The organism is Arcobacter siniprincipis (SeqCode), assembly GCF_048571125.1.
In the GTDB taxonomy this organism is placed as follows: domain Bacteria; phylum Campylobacterota; class Campylobacteria; order Campylobacterales; family Arcobacteraceae; genus Arcobacter; species Arcobacter siniprincipis.
The window spans coordinates 2,836,595-2,857,876 of the sequence record NZ_CP182343.1; the positions used below are offsets into that span (position 1 = coordinate 2,836,595).

Below are 21,282 nucleotides of genomic sequence, written 5' to 3' on the forward strand. Positions count from 1 at the left end.
AGGATATAATTTCACATGAAAAATATATTAAAGTACCTTACTGTGTTGTATGTTGAAGATGATGATGAAGTAAGAGAAAACATCACGAATACTATTTCAAATATTGTTAAAAAAGTCTATTCTGCCTCAAATGCAAAAGAGGCTTTAGAGATATATGATGAGATAAAACCTGATATTATCTTCACAGATATTGATATGGAAGGGATGAATGGACTTGAACTTATCAAAGAGATAAGAGAAGAAGATAGCCAAACTCCAGTTGTAGTGCTAACAGCTTATAAAACAGAAAGCTTTCTTATGGAAGCTGTCTCTTTACATCTAGAATCTTATATCATAAAACCTATCTCTTATGCTTCTTTAAAAGAGGCTTTATTTAATTGTTCTCAAAAATTATTAGAAAGAAATAAATTTGAAATAACATTTCAAAATGGCGCTAAATATAACTTGCACAACCATATATTTACCAATAATAAAAATGAAATAGAAAAACTACAAAATAAAGAGAGACTTCTTTTAGAAACGTTAATTGAGTATAAAAATGAACTTGTTTTTTATGATATTTTAGAAGAAAATGTTTGGGAAGGTGACCTTTTAAATAAAGGGACACTCAAAGTACTAATTGGAAAACTTCGTCAAAAAATAGGGAAAGAGTGTATTTTAAATGAAAACGAACAGGGTTATAGGCTTTTAATTTGATAGGAAATAAATATAAACTACATGTATCTTCCATAATAATTATTGGATTATTTTTATCTATATCTGTTAGTTATATTATTAATAATATTGAAGAAAAAAATATACAAGGTAGATTTCAAAATATAGTCGATAATAAAACAAAATCTTTTTATAGAGAAATTTTATTAAATCTCGAAACTCTTTACAGCTTATCAATTCTTTACAATAATGGTCAAACTCCTACAAAAGACCAGTTTTCAAAAGAAGCAAAAAAAATAATACAAAGACATGATGCTATTCATGCTTTAGAATGGATTCCAATAGTTCCAAATGAAAAAAGAAAACTTTTTGAAAAGGATTTTTTCTTTACAAAAGAATCAAAAAATAATAATATGAAAAAAGTAGAATCAAAAGATAGGTATTTTCCAGTATATTATGTTGAACCCTTTTTAAATAATGAAAAGGCCTTAGGCTTTGATTTGTCAAGCGATAAAAATAGATTTGAAACTATAAAGAAAGCTTTAAAAACAAAAAGCCCACAAGTTACTCAAGCAATAGAGTTGGTACAAAAAAAGAACAAAAAAGGGTTTTTAGCTTTTTTGCCTATCTTTGATGAAAATGAAGATATCAAAAGTTTTGTTCTTGGTGTTTTTGTTATAGAAGATATATTTAAAAAATCAATTTTAGAAGAAGATGAAACTTCAAACGAGATAAATTTCAAAATATTTGATACTACAAACAATATAAATGAAGAGATTTATTCTCACAACTCTTTAAATAAAATATATAAACACCTAAAATATAAAAAAAACTTACCAGTTATTTGGTCTAGACAATGGACTTTTCAAGCAATACCTAGTTTGAAATATATAAATGAAAGAAGAAGTTTTGTTACAGAACTAAGCTTATTTATTGGAATCCTTTTGACAATCATAGTTTCTTATAGAATCAATAAATTTTATAACTTGAAATATGAATCAATACAAGAGCTTAAAAATAAAGATGAGATTTTGTATATCCAATCTCGTTATGCCACAATTGGTGAAACTCTATCAAATATCGAGCATCAATGGAGAAGTCCCTTATCAAAAGTATCTTCAAATATCATCTCCTTACAAAGTGAGATAGAGTTTAAGGGTATGCCATCCCAAGAAAAACTCCAAAATTCACTTAATAATATGCAAAATACTTTAGTGTATATGAGTAATCTTGTAGATGAATTTAAAAATTTCCATATTCAAGATAAAATCAAAACTAACTTCTTATTTGATGATACGTTAGATATCGCCCTAAAACTTTTAGAACACGATTTTACAAAATTAGAATTAAGAGTTAAAAGGGATAATAAAAAGAATCAAGTAAGAATATATGGCTATCAAAATGAATTTTCACAAGTACTTATTAATATCTTATCTAATTGTAGGGATGCCTTTATAGAAAGAAGAGTAAATAAGCCTTTAGTGGAAATATTTACCTATGAAACAGATAATAAAAAGTTTATAACCATAAGAGACAATGCAGGTGGAATAGATGAAAAACATATAGAAAATATATTTGAACAATTTTTTAGTACAAAACAAAGTTCAGGTATAGGATTGCACTTATGTAAAATGATTATAACTGAACATATGAATGGAAAAATAAACGTAAAAAATGGCACCTTTTATATAAACAAAGAGAAATGTACTGGTGCCACATTTACAATAGAATTTCCTATTTAAAAAATTTATATTTCTTTAGATAAATACTCATACAAGTATAACTGTTTTCGCAACTCTTTTATTGAATCCAAATTTAAACCCTCTTCTATCCAAGATTTTATATTTTGAGGGATTTGGAGTGGTTTTAAAAGCTCTTCTTTTTTCTCTTTTGATATTTTTTCATGCTCACTTAAAACTGAAACATGTGATAAAATAGAAGTCAAACCCAAATCTCTTATTTGTGCTATCTCTTCTACTGTTTTCCCATCTTGAATTAACTCAAAAGTCTCTAAATATGTTTTCGTAAGTTTTTTCAAAGAAACTTTATTTTCTAGTTTTTCACTAAACTCCTCTTTTATACTTTTACATAAAGATAAAAAACTCTCACCATATTTTTCATATTTTACAAGACCTACTCCATTGATATCTAGCATCTCTTCTTTTGTAAGGGGAAGTTTTGAAGCTAGCTCTTTTAGAGTTTTATCCCCAAATATTACATATGCTGGTACTTCACTCTCTTGGGCTATCTCTCTTCTTAAGGTTCTAAATTTCTCATATAACTCTTCATCAAAACTCAGTTCCGTAACTTCTTCTTCAATCTTTTGAGCAATACCAAGTTTATCACTATCTATTAGAACTTTTTCATTTCCTTTTAGTATCTCCATACCAAGATTACTGATTTTTAATGCTCTAAATTCACCTAAATTTAAAGCTTGTATATCTATAAGTTTATCAGCAATAGCCACCCACTCATTTTTACTTTTATCTGCTCCCAAACCATAAACACTAAGTTTATCATGTGCAAACTCTAAAAGCTTTTGATTTTTTGAACCCCTTAAAATATCTATAATATGATTTGCTCCAAATCTTTGACCACTTCTATAAACAGCACTTAAAAACTTTTGTACATCTATACTCACGTCAACTTGTTCAATATCACCTTTTGTACAATTATCACACAAGGTTTTACAATCTTCACACTCATCTTCAAAATAGTTTGCGATAATTTTATGACGACAATTATTCGATACACAATACCGATACATGGCTTCTAGTTTATCAAGTCCTGTTTGCTTATATCCTGTATCTATGGCATCTTCTATTTGTATTTTTCTTTTTACCTCATCGGATTTTGAGTAAAGTAAATATACATAAGACATATCCCCATCTCGCCCTGCTCTACCTATCTCTTGGTAGTAGTTTTCAAGTGTTTTTGGTAAGCTTGTATGAATAACAAAGCGGATATTTGATTTATCAATTCCCATACCAAAAGCAATAGTTGCCACAACGATATCAATCTTCTCATAAACAAAATCATCATAAACTTCATCTTTAACAGCTGGTGATAATCCAGCATGATAAGCCTTAGCTGTATATCCACTTTCACATAAAAATTGTGCCGTACTTTCTGCTTCTTTTCGAGTAAAAGTATAGATAATCCCACACAAGCCTTTATGTACTTTTAAAAAACTTAGTATCTGTTTTTTACCATTTGAAATTCGAGGTTCAACTTTTATATCAAGGTTATTCCTAACTGTTTTTGCCCTAAAGTGTTTTGCCCCTTGTAAGTTTAAATTAGAAGCAATATCAGCTTCCACCTTTTTTGTAGCAGTTGCAGTAAATGCAGCTATTGGAGTATGAGGAAACAATCTTTTTAATTTATCAAGGTTTCTATACTCAGCTCTAAATTCATGTCCCCAAGCAGATACACAATGGGCTTCATCTATTACAAAATAGTTGATATTGATTCGTTGTAACACTCCTACAAAATCATTTGAAGTAAATCGCTCAGGTGCCACATAGATAAACTTCAACTCCCCTCGTAAAAGCTTCTGCATAGTAAAGCCATTTTCTTCACCACTTTGTGATGAACTTATCATGTCAGCTTTTATATCCAAGTCATTGAGTGCTTTTATCTGGTCTTGCATAAGGGCAATAAGTGGAGAGATTACAACTGTCGTTCCCTCCATAAGAAGTGCTGGAAGTTGATAACAAAGTGATTTACCACCACCAGTTGGTAAGATGGTCAATACATCTTGTTTATTGATAATACTATCTACAACTTCCTCTTGAAAGCTTCGAAAGTGTTCATGTCCGAAAATATCTTTTAGTATTTTGTGTTTATTATTCATTTTGTGATGGTATCATAGTTTGAGTTAGGGGAGTATGAAAAGCTTATTTAATCTATTTAAAAGACCTTATAATTGATTTGTCTTATATTCATTGGTTCTAATTCTTCTTTCAATTTCACGCTCTACTGCACTAACTGCATAATTTTTATTGCCACCTTTTATAGAAGTAATTATCTTATCACAATTTTCACATATAAATTCAGTTTTCTTAATAGAACTATATCTATCATAATTCGAACTATCATTATAAACTAATGAAGCATCACAACAAGGACAATAACACCATAAACTTAAAACTTGTTCCCCTGACCACTTCCATCGCCATTTAGCTTGATAAATTGTGTCTTCTACATATGATTTAAATTCTGGTTCTTTTAGCTTACCTTTAATAGTCTTAATAATTGTTATAAGACCAATAAATGCAAAAATAAAAATTAATAGTAAAAACCATCCAGAAAAAGAATAAGACTGAAAGATAGCATTCCAACACAAAGTTATTCCTGCCCAAATCCAAGTAAAAAAACTAATTACATAATCTCTTAGAACTGGAAAATATAAAAGAATTACTCCTGCAATAACAGAACCAATCACTGTATTTCTAATCATTATGTAAGAATCTTTATTCATTATTTCTCTCAATAGCATTTATTTGTTACTATTACATTTTATATAAAATATCCTTAATTATTTAATTCTAATATTCTCATAAATACCTAAAGGTCTTTACTTTCTCTTACTTTGTATGGACAAAGTAAGCAAAACCACCAACGGCTTCAAAGCCCTTTGGGTTCCCTCTCTTATTATTTTTATCTTCTCTACTTGGCAAAACTCGTTTATTAAAACAGTTGCCAATCTTGTTTAGAAAAGAGAAAAATAAACGCTCGGCTTTTGCAAATGTTGGAATAAAAGGTGGGATAAGGACATTTACATTTTTGATTTGTTTAGTCTTTTATCTTTTTCTTGTGTTTCTTAATTTATTGATAGGTTGAACTTCTAAGAGAAAGTAACAACCAAAGAGATTTCTTTCTACATCTGCAGGAGCCGAATATTTATTTTTCATTTTGGAGAAAGCTGAGGACTTATTTGAGTAAAAAAGAGTGATAAACTCACTCTTTTTTAGGAGTTCCGCAAGCTAGAAATTAAAAATAATAAATGAGGGAACCTTTGACTCCGAAGCCGTAGTTGCTTTTGCTTACTTTTCGTCAACACAAAAGTAAGAAGAGCGAAGAGGTTTACCTCTTCAAGAAAAATCTTTATAATAAAATTCAATTTATCTTCATAGAATTGTGCAGTAATTCAATAGAAATAAGTATTTACATATATTCATAGATTAAATATACTCATTTCAATATTTAAAATACATATTAAGGAAAAAACAATGGATAAAAAAGTTTATTTTATAACAGGAGTTTCTCAAGGTTTAGGCTATGAGATGACAAAACATTTTTTAAAGGAAGGTCATATAGTTGCAGGAACAACAAGAGATATTAGTAAAATAGATACTACATTAAGTACAAATACCAATTTTTTAGCTTTAGAAATTGATTTATCAAATAGAAAAGATATTGAGACTTCAGTTAATCAAGTGATTAGGAAATTTTCTAGGATTGATGTTCTTATAAACAATGCAGGATATGGATTATTTGGTGCTATAGAAGAGCTTAGCCAAAAAGAGATAGAAAACAATTATAATATCAATGTTTTTGGACTAATCAATGTATTAAGTGCAGTTTTACCAATAATGAGAAAACAAAGAAATGGACATATTTTCAATATCTCAAGTATTGGTGGATTTATTGGTACTTTTCCTGGTTCTGGTATTTATTGTTCTACTAAATTTGCCGTTGCTGGACTAACAGAAGGTTTAAAAGCTGATGTAGAAGAGTTTGGTATAAAGGTGATACTTGTTTATCCTGGATATTTTAGAACCAATTTTTTAGAATCTACATCAATGAAAGCACCAAGTAACGAAATTTCAGATTACAAAGAAGCTAAAAAGATGGTATCAACGCATCAAAATGATATCAATCAAAATCAACCAGGTGATCCTAAAAAACTCGCAAAAATGATTTATGAAGTTTCACTATTAGATGAAGTTCCTTTTCATTTATTTTTAGGCTCAGATTCGTACTCTTATGCAAAAAATAAAATAGATACTCTGGAAATAGAGTTGGAAAAAAATAAAGAGTTAAGTTTTAGTACTGACTTTTAAATTAAACAAGAGCTTATCCCAAGAGGCTACACCCTCGTAGTCATCAAAAGAACGAAAAGCATTATACCCAAAAGTATTTTTTAGTATCTCATATTTATTATTCATTATGAGATACTATCATACTTTGAGTTAAATAGTATTTTTCCTGTTTTGCCCAAATTGAGGCAATAATTGACCTTGCAATATTATACCAAATACTAAAGATAGCACCAGGAAGAGCACTTAAAGTACTAAAATATTTTATAGAAAGAGCTACTGCTAAACCTGAGTTTTGCATCCCCACTTCTATAGCTACAGATTTACACTCTTTTTTATCATAACTAATTAGCTATATAGTATCCACCTAGGATAAGTTATGTAATACAATACCAGCTAATAGCTATAAACCAACAGTATGAATTTTTGATTCATTTAAAACTACTACAATCGCAATGATAAACACAATAGAGATAATAGACAAAGAAGCAAATAAATCTTGATTTTTCTCAATATATTTATTAAAGAAATAATTCACTATTACACCTATAACAACTTGTGCTAATACTATTTTTAAGATACTAGACAATATACTTGAAGCTGGTACGGGTACGTTTTGTCCTACATAAAATAATGTCAAATAAGGAGTTATTACTATAGATAAAAGTATAGAAACAACTGTCATACTTATGGATAATGCCACATCAGCTTTAGCTAAATATGCTATTACATTTGAAGCAGTACCATCAGATACTGCACCTACTAAAATCATTCCAAAAGTAAGTTCTGTAGAAAAGTCAAAAGCTTTTGAAATAACAAAAGCAGCCAAAGGCATAAGTAAAAACTGTAAAACTACAGTTAATCCAATAGGCTTAGGCTTTTAAAGGTCTATATAAATCTAACTAAAAAAAGATTCATTTTTGTACAATTTTTTTAATATCTCATATTTGTTATTGATAATTAAGATATTTATATAACTTAAACTAAAGCGAAAAAAAAGATTGTTCTTTTTAGAATTTTAAGATTTTAGTATTAAAATAACAGAGGTAAGATAGCCTCTGCTTATTTTATTTTAGGAGATATAAAATTAATTAATACTTTTTTTCAACCAACTTTTCGCATCAGTCACTTTAATATTTTTTTGAAAATTGAATGTTAATTCTTTATCCCATGCTACTCCATCTTCTCTTGCAAAGGCAAGTCTATACTTAGCAGCTATATTATTTTCATCTTTTTCTATATCTTTATTTAAGTCAGCCATATTCAATAACTTCCTTTCAAAAGGCTCTCCCATAACCTCCTCAGTCACATCAGCTAATTTAGCATAAGAAATTGTATCTCCAGCTACAAAAACTACTTCGTTTCTAAGCTCAGGTACAAAAGTAATCTCGGCTGTTAATATTCCAATATCTTCAGGAGTAGTAACAGTAACTTTATAATCCCAATCACCCAAGGCACAAACTACTTTTTCTTTTAGATTTACAATTCCAAAATGTGGAGAAAATAGATAACTAGTAAATATTCCAGTAGATACAATTACCCAATTAGTAATATTTTGAGAATGTAATAACTCCCGAACATCATATTGTTCATCCCAAACTGGTTGACCACTTCCTTTTCCAACAATATCATAATCCACACCAAACTGCCATGGAATATAATTAGTAACTTTTGCTTTTAATACAGCACTAGTAATCTTAATTTGTGTACCTTTCCCTCCTACAAAACCACTACAGTTTACAACGGTTTCAAATTCACAAAAGATTTCACTTAACTCTTCTATTGAATCATTTTGTAAATCGCCGCTTACAACTTCTATCCCCTTAGATTCAAACTCTTTAAGCCTTTGTTCTTTTTCTTTGCTTGGAGTTATTATCGATTCTTTTTTAAGTAATACATATAAAGAGCATTGCTTAGTTTTTATTTTTTTACTAAAGGCATCAATCATTGACATCCCTAGTTCCCCTGCTCCAATTATAAGAATTTTACTATTATTTGAAATATTCATTATCTTTCCTTGTCTTAATTTATTAACAAGGTAAGTATATTTTTTAGACGAAAATATGTAAATAGAGATTTCTATAAATCTTATGCATAATTCTATAAATATAGATCTATTCTAAATTGTACTCAGCATAAGATACTTTTGCATCCTTTGGAGAAAATCCAAAATACTTTTTAAACTCCCTACTAAAGTGTGAAATATTTTCATATCCTACTTTTGTAGCTACTTCATTTACTTGTAGATTTTCTTGGATAATTAGATCCCTTGCTTTTGTTAAACGAATTTTTTTTATATATTGTAAAGGAGTATGTAAAGTGATTTTTTTAAAATGAGTATGAAAAGACGCCACACTCATATCCTCTTCTCTTGCTAAAGATTCTATATCTAAATTATTTGAAAAACCATTATGAATACTCTGTAGCGTTCTTGCAATTTTTGCTTCTTTTGAAGACTTATCAAATAATTTATATAAAAATTTTGCATTTTTACCTTTTAGAATTCTATAAAATAGTTCTTTAAGAAGTGCCTTACCTAAGATTCTTGACTCTTCTTTAGACTTTATAACTTTTATCAATTTATATAAAAGATCTTCTATCTCAGGAGTAACACTATCGACAAAAGTTCCTTGTAAAGTGTCTGTTAGTTCATCACTGAAATCTTCAGATAATTCTTGGATAAGCTGATATATCTCTTTTTCATCTATTGAGATAATCATACTTATCATCGGCTCTTCTTGTGAGGCAAAATATGTTTGACCTTCAAGGGGTAATTTTGATGATGCAACTAAATAATTACTTTTATTGTATTCGAGTACATGATTATTTAATTTTACAGTTTTACTATTTTGAAAAGTAAATACAACCCAATTATCGTAAACACATGGGCTTAAAACCATAGGTGAGCTTACTTTAAACAATTTTAGATTATCTAAGTAAGTATTATAAAGACCATCTTCTTTTAGTAGTTTTTCAAGTTCATTAAGTAATTTTTGATTCATATATTTTTTAAACTCCGGACATGCTTACCAGGAGCCATTCCAAAATAGCTTGAATACTCCCTAGAAAACTGAGAAGTACTTTGATATCCCACATAAAAAGAAGCACCTTCTATATCCATATTTTCTAAAGTCATCAATCGTTTTGCTTCTAAAAGTTTCAGCTTTTTTGCATATTGTAGTGGGCTTATTCCAGTAATAGTTTTAAAATGCTTATGAAAAGATGAAATACTCATGTTTACTGATTTTGCGATATCATCCATTAAAAAAGTTTCGTGCAGATTTTGATTTATAAAAGTAATTGCTTTAGATATTTTATAGGAATTGCTTTCTATAAAAGCTAGTTGTTGTAACTCTATATTTTGATTTGAGACTAAAAGTCTATAAAGTATCTCTTTAAGATATATTTTTGATAAAACCTCTACATCTTTTGGTGTTTCATTCAATTTTACTAGTCTTAAGATAGAACCTTTTAAATTATCATCTAAAGTGTAAGTTGAAGCAGAAAAATTTGTAGTATCTACTTTATTTAAATTCATAGAAAACTCTTCAAAAGCTTGGAATATCTGCTCTTGAGAAAAAAGTATTTGTATAGATATAAAAGGCTCTTTTTCGCTTGCTTGTATAACTTTCCCAGATACTGCTAAAAAAGTTGAAGAGATAAAGTAAGATGCACTATCGTACTCAAATATTTTATCACCCACCATTACAGTTTTTGAGCCTTGTAAGATTATAAACAGTGATGGTTCATACATTGTGTGTAGAACCTCACCACTACTTAAAGATTTGAAGATTTTTACAAATGGTATATTTGTATTATTTATCCCTTCCTCTAAACTTATCTTTTTAACAATTTGTTTTAGTTGTGATAAACCATCCATCTTCAAACCTTTTATGTATAATCATTTTATAATATATTTCTTTAAATAAACCCACCATTTACTTTTATAGTTTGCCCCGTAATCCAATGGGCTTTATCACTACTAAAAGCTCAATCACGTCTGCAATATCTTCAGTCTCACCAAGTCGTCCAAAAGAGTTCATTTTGCTTAACATCGTAATTTGCTCCTCTGATTTACCTTTCATAAATAGTTCAGTTTTCACAGGTCCTGGTGCGATTGCATTTATAGTTATACCTTTTACACCAAACTCTTTAGCAAGTTGTCTAGTTATTTGCTCAACTGCTCCTTTAGATGCAGCATATACACTTGTACTCTTACTCATCTGCTCTCTTTCAAACTCTTTTATGTGGAAATTGTATTAAGATTTAGAAATTAAAACTACTCCAAGATTGCTATTATATTCTATAATTTTTAAAATAAAAAGGAAAGGAAAGTCTCTTTGGAAATTAGATTAAAAGATAGTTTTATGCCTAATCTTAGAGTATTAAGATTAGGCATATTAGAATATTAAATTCTATTTTTAGTTTTTTTCTTCTTGTTTTGCTCAAAAAGAAGCGATAAGTGATCCTGAAATATTATACCAAATACTAAAAATAGCACCTAGTAAAGCACTTAAAGGAGTGAAATAATTAGTTGCAAGGGCAACTGCTAAGCCTGAATTTTGCATTCCCACTTCAATAGCAACAGTTTTACACTCTTTTTTACTATATCCAAATAGTTTTGCTGTATAAAAACCACCAACTAAACCAGTCAAATTATGTAAAATAACTCCCATCAATAAATATAAACCTATTGTCTCAATTCTTGAATGATTTAGTCCAACAACTATTGCGATAATAAAAACAATTGGAACTATTGATAAGACAGCAAAAATATCATTATTTTTATCAATAAATTTATGGAAAAAATAATTTACAATAACACCTAAAACAACTGGTGCTAAAACTATTTTTAATATACTTAACAACATACTTAAAGCAGGAACAGGTACAGTTTGCCCAACATAAAGCAAGGTTAAATAAGGTGTAACTATAATAGATAAAAGTGTAGAAACTATTGTCATAGTGATTGATAAAGCAACATCTGCTTTTGCCAAATACTAAATATAGCACCAGAAAGTGCACTTAAAGAAGAAAAATATTTCATAGCTAGAACAACAGCTAAACCAGAGTCTTGCATACCAAGTTCTATATCTACTTCACAAAATAATATCCAGTGATTAGTCCTAAAAGATTATGACAAATTATTGCTAACATCAATGATAAGAACATTTGCATTTTGATTTGTTTAGATTTCTTACTTTAGTAAATTTACAAAGGATAGTTTGAACTTTCTTTATTCTCAGACTTTGATGAAGCCCAGTAGTTTTAAATTTTTTTCGGAAAAAGTCGAGGATGTGTTTGAAATAAAAAAGAGTGATAAACTCACTCTTTTTTATAAGTCCCGCAGACTAGAAAATAAATTTAGCCTTGCCTTTATCAACTAGTCTGGTTGCTTTTTTGTTTCTTCTTTTCAAAAAAAAAAAAAGAAAAGAGTGGAGAGGTTTACCTCTTCAAGATAAAAGTGGAAACCCTTAGGAGTTAATTTTTAAATTTTGCCTTAGCCTCTCTAAAAGTAGTTTCCAAACTATTCCATGCAGATTCTACGCTCTCTTTTACAGATTCGTATGTCTCTTCTACTGATTCTTTTAAGTGTGTTAGTTTTCTTTTACCCCCCATCAAAATCAGTTTCTAGTTTTCTGATATGTGCATTGAGTTTAATTTGTGCCTCTGTACTTTCGATTGAAGCTTTTGCTTTAAGTTTATCAATATCTGCTTTCCATTCATCCAATTGAGCCTGTTTTTTTTGTTCGTAGAGTTCTTTATCTTTCATCTTAAATCCTTTTATTAATTGGAAATTTGTTTTATACTTATGTGTTATACCTTAATTTTATCTTTGTTTCATTTGATGAGATTGGAACTCTTCTTTACTGATATTTCCATCTTTATTAGTATCTATATCTGAAAATATTGGTTGATTGCCAATATTTCTCATCATTTTACCTTGTGCTGAATTATCTTCCATTCTTTTTTCTCTAGCTTCTTCCATTTCTTCGTCACTTATTACTCCATCATGATTTAAATCAAAGCTTTCAAAACTAGGCATATTGTATCCTCGTCCCATACCTTTGTTATTCATGCCTTGATTTCCTCTGTTCTTCATCATCTGCATATTTTGACCTTTAATTAACTCTGTTTCAGATAGTTTACCATCACCATCAAGATCAAAAAAACCAAAAGTTGGTGTATTTTCTGCATTTTTCATAGGCATACCAGCAGCTACTTTTTCTTCCGTTCGTTTTTCTCTAACATCATAAAACTCTTTTGTACTTATTTGTCCATCATTATTTACATCATATATTGAAAATGGGATTGGACCTCGACTTGGCAATTCTTGTGCCATTATAGAACTTGTAATAACTGATAAAGAACCAGCAACTAAGAAACCTGATGTAATGATTTTAAATAGATTTTTCATAATTTTGTCCTTGTTTGATTATATTAAATAATTCTAACTCATCGCCAAATGAATATTTATTTCTATAAATGCATCATCAATAGCTTTTTTGTGAGCTTCAATCTCTTCTTTAGAAGCTTTTTCAAAAGCTTTTAATTTTGCTTTCCCCTCTTTTAACTTCAACTCTACGATTTCAATTTGTTTGAATAGTTTAGTATTTGCAACGGAATCATGTGCTGAAGCTTTTTCTTTTAGTTCTTTCATTTGTGTTTCATACTCAGCTAATTGTCTCTTTTTTTGTTCTTGATAAAGTTCTTTATCGCTCATCATAAATCCTTTTTCTAATTTTATATTTACAAGTAAGTGCGTGTAGTTTTAAAGTACCCGTCGCCCTTGAATAACTCTAATGAGTATAATAATAACAGCAAGTACTAATAATATGTGAATAAATCCACCTAATGTAAAACTACTAACCAATCCTAATGCCCATAAAATCACAAGTATTAAAGCTATTGTCCATAACATGTTTTTCTCCTTAAATTTATTTTCCAATGGTCATAACACTTTTAACACCATCAACATCTTCCGTTGCTAAAAGAGGAATCACATTAACAAATAAAATAGTTGTAATAATCGCTGCTTTTAAAAATATACTTTGTTTCATAATTTATATTCTCCTTGTGTCTATCATAAGACAATTCATTATCTTCCTATTGACCTTAAAGGGTAGACATAAATAAAAACTAATATCTTTATATTGGTTTAAAAATTTAAGTTAAATTTAACATATTGTTTATAAAAGTAGATTTTAGCTTGACTGATGTGAGAAATTGTGTTGGTTTAAAATAAATACTATTCTTAAATTGTTATTTTGGATTAGTATTTATTTCTTCTTGTTTTGACCAAATACCTGCAAGAATAGAGCCTGAAATATTATGCCAGATACTAAATATAGCCCCAGGAAGTGCACTTAAAGCAGAAAAATATTTCATAGCTAAAACAACAGCTAAACCAGAGTTTTGCATACCAACTTCTATGGCTACTGTTTTGCATACAGTTTTATCATAACCAAACATTTTGGCAAAATAGTATCCAGTGATTAGTCCTAAAAGATTGTGGCAAGCTATTGCTAACATCAATGATAAGGCAATAGTAGAGATTTTACTTTCATTTATACCTATTATAATTCCTATAATAAATACAATAGAAATAATAGATAACAAAGCAAAAATATCATGTCTTTTTTCAATATATTTATTAAAAATTTGATTTAATATAAGCCCAATAATTACAGGTACAAATACTATTTTTAAGATACTAAGAAGCATACTAAGAGCTGGTACTGGTACTGTTTGTCCCACATAAAGAAGTGTCAAATATGGTGTGATGATTATTGATAAAAGAGTTGATACAATTGTCATGGTAATAGAAAGTGCCACATCAGCTTTTGCTAAAAAAGCTATTACATTTGAAGCAGTTCCACCTGAAACTGCTCCAACAAGTACCATACCCACAAGTAATTCATCAGATAGATTAAATATCTTAGATACTATAAAAGCAAAAAAAGGCATAAATAAAAACTGCAATACCACAGTCAATGCTATGATTTTTGGTCTTTTAAAAACTCTTTTAAAGTCATCAATTTTTAAAGTAATCCCCATACAAAACATAATAAGAATCAAAAGTGGAATAATCCAACTCTTAAATCCAACTACCAAACTTGGCTGTAAATATGCAAGAAACGAAAATAAAACTGCCCATAAAGGAAACAGTATAGAAATCTTTTTTATCATAAGCTATCCGATGTTTTTTCTTATTCTACAAAAATAGGTTTAAATTTACTTGTAATTACTTAGAAACTATCTCCTCACAAGAAACCATTTTCGCATAAGTACCTTCAAGTGCTGCCATAAAAGAGTTATGTACTGATTTTGCAGGAACAATTTCTCCTAAAAATTCTAAATCTCTTGTTGTACAAGCATCATGCACAACTGTACAACCATATCCCATATCACTTGCAGCTCTAGTTGTAGCATCTACACACATGTGACTCATCATTCCACATATTACTAACTCTTTTATTTCTTGTATTTTTAACTCATATTCTAAAGATGTATCTAAAAAACTATTTGGAAAGTTTTTTTCTATAATAGGCTCATCTTCACGGGGTTTTAAATTCTCATGTATTTTCATTCCATATGTATCTGGTAAAAAAAATGTTGCGCCTTCATATAAACTTGTATGTTGTACATGAAATACTGGCATTTTATTCTCTCTAAAATATTCTAATAACTCTTTTGCTTTTAAACTCGCTTCTTGGGCACCTACTAGTTCGCAAGTTCCACCTTCAAAATAGTCATTTTGAATATCTATAATTACCAATGCTTTACTCATCTTTTCTCCTTTATTTACTTAAAAAGTCTTTTATATTTTGTGCAACTTTTTTCATAAGTCTATTTCTTGATTCACTTGATCCCCAACCAATATGTGGTGTTAAAAGTAGTCTTTCTTTATTTACAACTTTTAATAATGGATTGGTACGCTCGATTGGCTCTTTTTCAAATACATCAATACCACAATAAATTTTTTCTTCATCTATAATTTTGGCTAAATCATCTTCGTTTATAATTCCACCACGACCAAGATTTAATAAAATAGCACCCTCTTTTATATTTTTCATATTTTCATAAGTCAATAAATTTCTTGTATTTTCATTTAAAGGTGCATGGACAGATATAATATCGCAGCTTTGTAAAAGCTCGTCTAAGTCAACTCTTTTGTAGTCTGAATTAGAATTTTTTCCACTAGTTGAATAATAAACAACTTCACAACCAAAAGCCTCTACTTTTTTTGCTAAGTCTACTCCAATATCACCAAACCCTATAATCCCTACTCTTTTTTTATCCAATTCAAAAAAGATATCATCTGCATCATTAAAAGCTGGTACTTTCCCCCAATTTCCATTATTAAGAGAATCTTGATAGTGATTTAATTTTTGAACAAAATAAAATATCATCCCAAAAGTAACTTGAACTACACTAGAAGTAGAATATCCAGCTACATTTTTTACTTCTATATTTTTACTTTTTGCATATTCTAAATCAACATTATCCGTTCCTGTTGCAGTGATACAAATAAGTTTTATAGCCGAATCATCCATTTGTTCTTTTTTTAGAACTACTTTATTTGTAATAACTATATCTGCATCTTTTGTTCTTTCTTTTGACTCTTCTTCACTTGTTGTAGCATAAGATACAACTTCCCCAAACTCTTTAAATATATCTATATTTATATCTGACCCCAATGTTGCTCTGTCTAAAATAACTATTTTCATTTTATTCCTTTCTTTTTTTTATTTATTAATACTATTCCAATTATTATAGTAAATATTCCTATGATTTCGATAAATTCTATTTTATCACCCAATAAAAAGTATGAAACAATAGCAGCACTAACAGGTACTAAATAAAAAATCGAAGATACTTTTGATACCTCTCCATTTTTTATCATAATATATAAAAGTGACAAGGCACCAATGCTAACTGCAACTGTCATATAAAGTAAAGCAATACTAAAATGAATATTCCAATTTATATGAGAATCTTCAAAAAATAAAAATGGTAAAACTAAGATTGTGGAACTCAAAGTTTGTATTGCACCACCTGAGTAAAGATTCATATGAGAGCAATACTTCTTTTGATACAAACTTCCAATACTAAGCCCCAAAAGTGAAATAAAAGACCAAAACAGACCAAGAGAAGAAAAAGAAGTTTCAAGTTTTGAAAAAACCACAAAACCTACTCCCACAAATCCTATTATCAATCCTATCCAAACTCTTATGTTAATATCTTCATTTAATAATTTTAAGGCTAAAACAGTCACAACAATTGGTTGTAAGGCTATTATCAAAGCATTTGTTGCCCCAGATATGCCATAACTAATGGCTAAAAATCCTCCTATTGAAAATGTCCCAACAGTTAAACTTCCAGCAATGGCTATATGGAAAACTTCTTTTTTAGTTTTAGGCATTGGTAGTTTAAATATAATTGTAATCAAAAATAAGATACAAAAAGCAATAAAAAACCGTACTTCTAAAAAAGCCATTGGAGAGGCATTTTGTAAACCATATTCACAAAAAATAAATCCACTTCCATATAAAAAAATGAAAAAAAATGGCAAAATAGATTTTTGTATATAAAATCTCACACTTAACCTTTATTTACTATAGCTTGAACTTGTTCTTTTTTATTTATCAAATTCATGGCAATAAGAACAATAATAATTCCAATAAATACATTCAACTCCAGACTTTTATCCAATACAAAATAAGCCACAAGAGCAGAAGCTACAGGTAATAAATAAAATAAAGAAGATACTTTTGATACTTCACCATGTCTAATCATATAGTACAATAAAGACATAACTCCAATACTAGCAATCACAGACATATAACTTAAAGCAATTATAAATTCGCCACTAAAATCAACTCTTATATCTTCAAAATACAATAATGGTAAAACAATAATTGCAGAAGCAAATGTTTGGATTACTCCACCTGTAATCAAATTCATATTTGAACAATATTTTTTTTGATACAAATTCCCAAAACTCATACTAAACAATCCCAATATTGCAAATAAAAACCCTATCAACTCATTTTTATTAATTTCTCCATCAAGCCCTAAAACAAGCCCTACTCCAATGAGTCCAAGTATTAGTCCAAACCATGCTCTTTTACTTACTTCTTCACCTAAAAACTTCATTGCAAAAAATGAAACTACAATAGGCTGTAAGGAAATAATCAAAGAACAAAGAGCGGGTGACAATCCATAATCTATTGAATTAAAACAACCAATAGAAAAAAGTCCTACAGATAAAATCCCAGCAACACTTATGTGAAATATTTCATTTAAATTTTTAGAAAACTTTGCTTTAAATATAAATGCAACTAAGAGCAAAACTACAAATGCAAGTAAATATCGTAATTCTAAAAAAGCCATACTGCTTGAATAAGTCAATCCCATTTTTATAAATACAAAGCCAGCACCTGAAAGTATAATAAATGATAAAGGAACTATAAAAGATTTCAATTTTAACAACATTTTTTCTCCTTGACTGTTTAGTCAATTAGAAGTATAGCAAAGTCTTGACTAATTAGTCAAGACTTTTTGAAATTATTTTTTTAGTGAGTTTAAAAACAGATCAAGTTGAGAAAGACAATCATAGAAAACTTGACCATCTTGAGATTTTTTTGCAGTTCCTAAGCATCCTTCAATTGAGGCAACGATATACATAGATAAAGCTCTTGTATCATTATGATTAATCTCTTTATTTTTTACAGCTTTATCCAAAGCTTCTTTTATAATAGATTCAAATCTTAAATAGACTTTTTCTAATGCTTCTTTAAAATCTTTATCTTTAGGTGAGAGTTCTTGAACCAAATTATTAAGCTTGCAACCCAATCTAAAATCAAAACCACCCCTTTGTTTTAGTAAAGACATAATCTCATCTATTATATTTTCATCATAATTCAAAAGAATAGAATACTTAGTCTCAGTATAAAGGTTTATTCTCTCTTTTATAACTGCAAGAGTTAACTCTTTTTTTGACTTAAAGAAGTGATACATACTTCCTTTATTCATATTTGCTTGTTTTAAAATCTTATCAACCGAAGTTGCTGCATAACCATTGTGATATATTTCATCAAAGGCTACATCTAATAATTTATCTCTACTACTCATTTTAGTTTCTTCTTTGCCCTTGTTTTGGTTCAGTGACTTCTTTTTGCAAGTCCACGCTTAGATTATTATAAAACAATTCACCATAATCTGTCAATCTATTTATAGTTTCATATGCTTGTTTTATATCATTATTATATTTTAAAGCATCTTGTAAAATATTTATGATTTATATTTAGTATAAAAGATTATGATAATGCCATAGATAATTTGCATAATAACTTAAGAAGAATAAATAAATTTAATTTATTTACTATTATATAAAAATACTTTTAACGGTGTTTATATTCCCTTTAATCATATAACTAATATTGATAATTGATTTCATTTATAATACTATTGATCTAATTATTCATTAGGGGAAAAAATGTACTTACAAAAATTATTAAAGTTTTCAATAATGTCCTTTACTCTTGTAAATATACTTTATGCAAATAATATTCAGAAATATGATGACATAACTGTTGTAGCAAATAAAGTCGATGAAAATATTCAAGACATACCTCAAAGTATTACTGTAATTGGTTATGAAGAAATAGAAGAAAAAGGGATTAAAACAATTGAAGATGTTATATCTGAAATACCAAATATGACAATAATCCCAGATCGAGGGATGAAAGTAAGCTTTAGAGGATTAAATGCATCTTTATTTACTGAAAATAATCCAGTAGTTATTTATATTGATGGTGTACCTATATCTTCAAAACGTTCTTATATTATTTCTTTAGAAAATGTAGAAAGAGTAGAAGTTTTAAGGGGTCCACAAAGTACACTTTATGGTAAAGATGCCATAGGTGGAGTTATAAATATTATAACAAAAGAGCCTACAAATGAAACAACTGGAACTATTGGAATTGAATATGGTAGTAATAATTATATAAGGAGTACATTTAATTTAAACACCCCTCTCATAGCTGACAAACTTTTTATTAATTTAAATGGAGAAATAACTTCTGATGATGGTTGGGTTACAAATACTTACAATAATGATAGCAAAGCAGTTAAAGAAAAAAATAAAAATTTTGGAACTTCTTTATATTATAAAGCCACAGATAATCTATCTACCAGACTGGTATTAAAAAAAGAAAGAAGTAACAATTATGGATTTAAAGGCTATGGTACAATTAATCCAACTAGCTATACTTTATCAGATTTCAATAGAGAAAAGGCTGAAAATCATGGTTTTGAAAAAACAACTTTTGAGAAATATACTATTAATTCTCAAGGTCTTAATATAAAATACAATACAGATAGTTATACTTTTAATTCTACAACTGTTCATAGAAAAAGCACTGTAGATGGAAAATATGATCTTGATTATACAACAGGTAATTATCTAGATAATTCTCACATGTATAATACTGAGGTATCAGATAATTATTCCCAAGAATTTAGAATATCAAACAATCAAACAAATGGTATTCGTTGGGTAAATGGAATTTATTTAGATACCCAAGATCAAAAACATAATCCTTACGGAGCTAATATTATATATTATGGCACAAATACTGGTAATAGTAATATGAAGTCTAATAGTAAGAGTAATACACAAGCTATTTTTGCACAAACTATGATACCTTTAACTGAAAAACTTGACTTAACATTAGGGGCTAGATACCAAAGAATTAAGAAAGAAATAGATTATGATTATTATATTGATACAATAAGACAAGTAGGATATAATGATAAGAAAGCTTGGAATACATTTATTCCAAAAGTTGCATTAAATTATAAATTTAATGATAATCTATCTCCATTTATATCTATTTCTAAAGGATATATGCCTGGTGGATTTAATAGTGCAGCAACAGATTTAGCAACTGTAAAAGATCATACTTTTAAACCTCAACAATCTATTAATTATGAAATTGGTATTAAAGGGATATTTAATGATTTCAATTTCTCTGCTTCTATATTTAGAATGAATATAGAAGATGTACATGTATATAGAAGAGTTGGTGCAGTAGAAGTTTATACAGATAATGCCGATAAAGCACATTCTCAAGGAGTTGAATTTGACTTTCAGTATTTTCTAACAAATAACTTAGAAATAAGTGGTTCAGCTGGTATTATAAAAACTAAATATGACTCTTATGATGTTGGAGATTACAATTTTAGTGGGAATAAAATAGAAACTACACCAACACATACTGTAAATTTAAGTATCTCATATAATCACCCAAGCGGCTTTTATGCACGTACAAACATAAGAAATCAAGGATCAATGTCTTTCTATGATGATGTTAATAAAGATTTTGCGAGAGAAGATGGTTATACTTTAGTAGATGCAAAAATAGGATATAAGTTTTCTGATTGGAATATTTATGTATATGGTAAAAACTTAACGGATGAAGAATATGTTAATATGTATGAATCAAATAGTACTTTCTCAATGGCAACTTTTGGTGATCCAAAATTCTTTGGAATAGGTGTTAAATATACATTTTAAAAA

25 protein-coding genes are annotated in these 21,282 nt (G+C 28.5%); 4 read left to right on the top strand and 21 right to left on the bottom strand.

Features of this window, described 5'->3' with window-relative positions; genetic code table 11:
* Nucleotides 1–15 precede the first annotated feature (15 nt).
* Nucleotides 16–696 (top strand): response regulator transcription factor, encoded by a 681-nt coding sequence (locus ACNI3D_RS14430; protein WP_419767490.1) that lies wholly within the window; start codon nt 16–18, stop codon nt 694–696.
* Nucleotides 693–2,396: a CHASE domain-containing protein gene (locus ACNI3D_RS14435; RefSeq protein ID WP_419767491.1), complete on the top strand. Its 1,704-nt coding sequence runs from the start codon at nt 693–695 to the stop codon at nt 2,394–2,396. Before ACNI3D_RS14430 ends, ACNI3D_RS14435 begins: the two co-directional genes overlap by 4 nt.
* Nucleotides 2,397–2,401: 5 nt before the next feature.
* Here ACNI3D_RS14435 and recQ read toward each other — a convergent pair whose 3' ends face one another.
* Both recQ and ACNI3D_RS14445 read right to left on the bottom strand, forming a co-directional pair.
* The gene (recQ, locus tag ACNI3D_RS14440; RefSeq protein ID WP_419767492.1) at nt 2,402–4,507 is read right to left on the bottom strand and encodes a DNA helicase RecQ; all 2,106 of its coding nucleotides are present in this window, start codon (nt 4,505–4,507) and stop codon (nt 2,402–2,404) included.
* A 66-nt stretch (nt 4,508–4,573) separates the two neighbouring features.
* A complete protein-coding gene (locus ACNI3D_RS14445; RefSeq protein WP_419767493.1) occupies nt 4,574–5,113 on the bottom strand; it encodes a hypothetical protein in 540 nt (179 codons plus the stop codon).
* Between the two features lie 772 nt (nt 5,114–5,885).
* Here ACNI3D_RS14445 and ACNI3D_RS14450 point away from each other — a divergent pair.
* Nucleotides 5,886–6,719 carry an SDR family NAD(P)-dependent oxidoreductase gene (locus tag ACNI3D_RS14450; RefSeq protein WP_419767494.1) on the top strand — a complete coding sequence of 278 codons (834 nt, stop codon included), beginning with the start codon at nt 5,886–5,888 and terminating at the stop codon, nt 6,717–6,719.
* A gap of 97 nt (nt 6,720–6,816) precedes the next feature.
* On the opposite strand, the gene ACNI3D_RS14455 is transcribed toward ACNI3D_RS14450, so the two are convergent.
* From ACNI3D_RS14455 to ACNI3D_RS14545, 19 genes are all read right to left on the bottom strand, one after another.
* Nucleotides 6,817–6,996 carry a hypothetical protein gene (locus ACNI3D_RS14455; RefSeq protein WP_258238608.1) on the bottom strand — a complete coding sequence of 60 codons (180 nt, stop codon included), beginning with the start codon at nt 6,994–6,996 and terminating at the stop codon, nt 6,817–6,819.
* Nucleotides 6,997–7,098: 102 nt separating this feature from the next.
* On the bottom strand, nt 7,099–7,563 hold the full coding sequence (locus ACNI3D_RS14460; protein ID WP_419769001.1) for a bile acid:sodium symporter family protein: 465 nt from the start codon (nt 7,561–7,563) through the stop codon (nt 7,099–7,101).
* 219 nt (nt 7,564–7,782) lie between these two features.
* Nucleotides 7,783–8,703, bottom strand: coding sequence for an aromatic alcohol reductase (locus ACNI3D_RS14465; protein WP_129099614.1), 921 nt, complete (start codon nt 8,701–8,703; stop codon nt 7,783–7,785).
* A 106-nt stretch (nt 8,704–8,809) separates the two neighbouring features.
* A complete protein-coding gene (locus ACNI3D_RS14470) occupies nt 8,810–9,697 on the bottom strand; it encodes an AraC family transcriptional regulator (RefSeq protein ID WP_419767495.1) in 888 nt (295 codons plus the stop codon).
* Nucleotides 9,694–10,575 carry an AraC family transcriptional regulator gene (locus ACNI3D_RS14475; RefSeq protein ID WP_419767496.1) on the bottom strand — a complete coding sequence of 294 codons (882 nt, stop codon included), beginning with the start codon at nt 10,573–10,575 and terminating at the stop codon, nt 9,694–9,696. The genes ACNI3D_RS14470 and ACNI3D_RS14475 overlap by 4 nt, the downstream gene beginning before the upstream one ends.
* A 64-nt stretch (nt 10,576–10,639) precedes the next feature.
* The gene (locus ACNI3D_RS14480; RefSeq protein ID WP_419767497.1) at nt 10,640–10,918 is read right to left on the bottom strand and encodes an SDR family oxidoreductase; all 279 of its coding nucleotides are present in this window, start codon (nt 10,916–10,918) and stop codon (nt 10,640–10,642) included.
* 222 nt (nt 10,919–11,140) lie between these two features.
* A complete protein-coding gene (locus ACNI3D_RS14485; RefSeq protein WP_419767498.1) occupies nt 11,141–11,692 on the bottom strand; it encodes a bile acid:sodium symporter family protein in 552 nt (183 codons plus the stop codon).
* A gap of 484 nt (nt 11,693–12,176) precedes the next feature.
* A complete protein-coding gene (locus ACNI3D_RS14490) occupies nt 12,177–12,314 on the bottom strand; it encodes a sll1863 family stress response protein (protein ID WP_419767499.1) in 138 nt (45 codons plus the stop codon).
* Nucleotides 12,304–12,468 (bottom strand): sll1863 family stress response protein, encoded by a 165-nt coding sequence (locus tag ACNI3D_RS14495; RefSeq protein WP_419767500.1) that lies wholly within the window; start codon nt 12,466–12,468, stop codon nt 12,304–12,306. The genes ACNI3D_RS14490 and ACNI3D_RS14495 overlap by 11 nt, the downstream gene beginning before the upstream one ends.
* A 57-nt stretch (nt 12,469–12,525) precedes the next feature.
* A complete protein-coding gene (locus ACNI3D_RS14500; protein WP_419767501.1) occupies nt 12,526–13,113 on the bottom strand; it encodes an EF-hand domain-containing protein in 588 nt (195 codons plus the stop codon).
* 33 nt (nt 13,114–13,146) lie between these two features.
* The gene (locus tag ACNI3D_RS14505) at nt 13,147–13,419 is read right to left on the bottom strand and encodes a hypothetical protein (RefSeq protein ID WP_419767502.1); all 273 of its coding nucleotides are present in this window, start codon (nt 13,417–13,419) and stop codon (nt 13,147–13,149) included.
* Nucleotides 13,420–13,467: 48 nt separating this feature from the next.
* Nucleotides 13,468–13,617, bottom strand: a complete 150-nt coding sequence (locus ACNI3D_RS14510) for a lmo0937 family membrane protein (protein WP_419767503.1) — start codon at nt 13,615–13,617, stop codon at nt 13,468–13,470.
* Nucleotides 13,618–13,633: 16 nt separating this feature from the next.
* The gene (locus ACNI3D_RS14515) at nt 13,634–13,756 is read right to left on the bottom strand and encodes a hypothetical protein (RefSeq protein ID WP_419767504.1); all 123 of its coding nucleotides are present in this window, start codon (nt 13,754–13,756) and stop codon (nt 13,634–13,636) included.
* A 202-nt stretch (nt 13,757–13,958) separates the two neighbouring features.
* Nucleotides 13,959–14,885, bottom strand: a complete 927-nt coding sequence (locus ACNI3D_RS14520; RefSeq protein WP_419767505.1) for a bile acid:sodium symporter family protein — start codon at nt 14,883–14,885, stop codon at nt 13,959–13,961.
* A gap of 55 nt (nt 14,886–14,940) precedes the next feature.
* The gene (locus ACNI3D_RS14525) at nt 14,941–15,486 is read right to left on the bottom strand and encodes a cysteine hydrolase family protein (RefSeq protein WP_419767506.1); all 546 of its coding nucleotides are present in this window, start codon (nt 15,484–15,486) and stop codon (nt 14,941–14,943) included.
* A gap of 10 nt (nt 15,487–15,496) precedes the next feature.
* The gene (locus tag ACNI3D_RS14530; RefSeq protein ID WP_419767507.1) at nt 15,497–16,426 is read right to left on the bottom strand and encodes a D-2-hydroxyacid dehydrogenase; all 930 of its coding nucleotides are present in this window, start codon (nt 16,424–16,426) and stop codon (nt 15,497–15,499) included.
* On the bottom strand, nt 16,423–17,298 hold the full coding sequence (locus ACNI3D_RS14535) for a DMT family transporter (RefSeq protein ID WP_419767508.1): 876 nt from the start codon (nt 17,296–17,298) through the stop codon (nt 16,423–16,425). Before ACNI3D_RS14535 ends, ACNI3D_RS14530 begins: the two co-directional genes overlap by 4 nt.
* Before the next feature lie 2 nt (nt 17,299–17,300).
* Nucleotides 17,301–18,194: a DMT family transporter gene (locus tag ACNI3D_RS14540; RefSeq protein ID WP_419767509.1), complete on the bottom strand. Its 894-nt coding sequence runs from the start codon at nt 18,192–18,194 to the stop codon at nt 17,301–17,303.
* A gap of 72 nt (nt 18,195–18,266) precedes the next feature.
* The gene (locus ACNI3D_RS14545; protein WP_129099602.1) at nt 18,267–18,833 is read right to left on the bottom strand and encodes a TetR/AcrR family transcriptional regulator; all 567 of its coding nucleotides are present in this window, start codon (nt 18,831–18,833) and stop codon (nt 18,267–18,269) included.
* A gap of 364 nt (nt 18,834–19,197) precedes the next feature.
* Here ACNI3D_RS14545 and ACNI3D_RS14550 point away from each other — a divergent pair, with 364 nt between their 5' ends.
* The gene (locus ACNI3D_RS14550; RefSeq protein ID WP_419767510.1) at nt 19,198–21,279 is read left to right on the top strand and encodes a TonB-dependent receptor; all 2,082 of its coding nucleotides are present in this window, start codon (nt 19,198–19,200) and stop codon (nt 21,277–21,279) included.
* Nucleotides 21,280–21,282 lie beyond the last annotated feature (3 nt).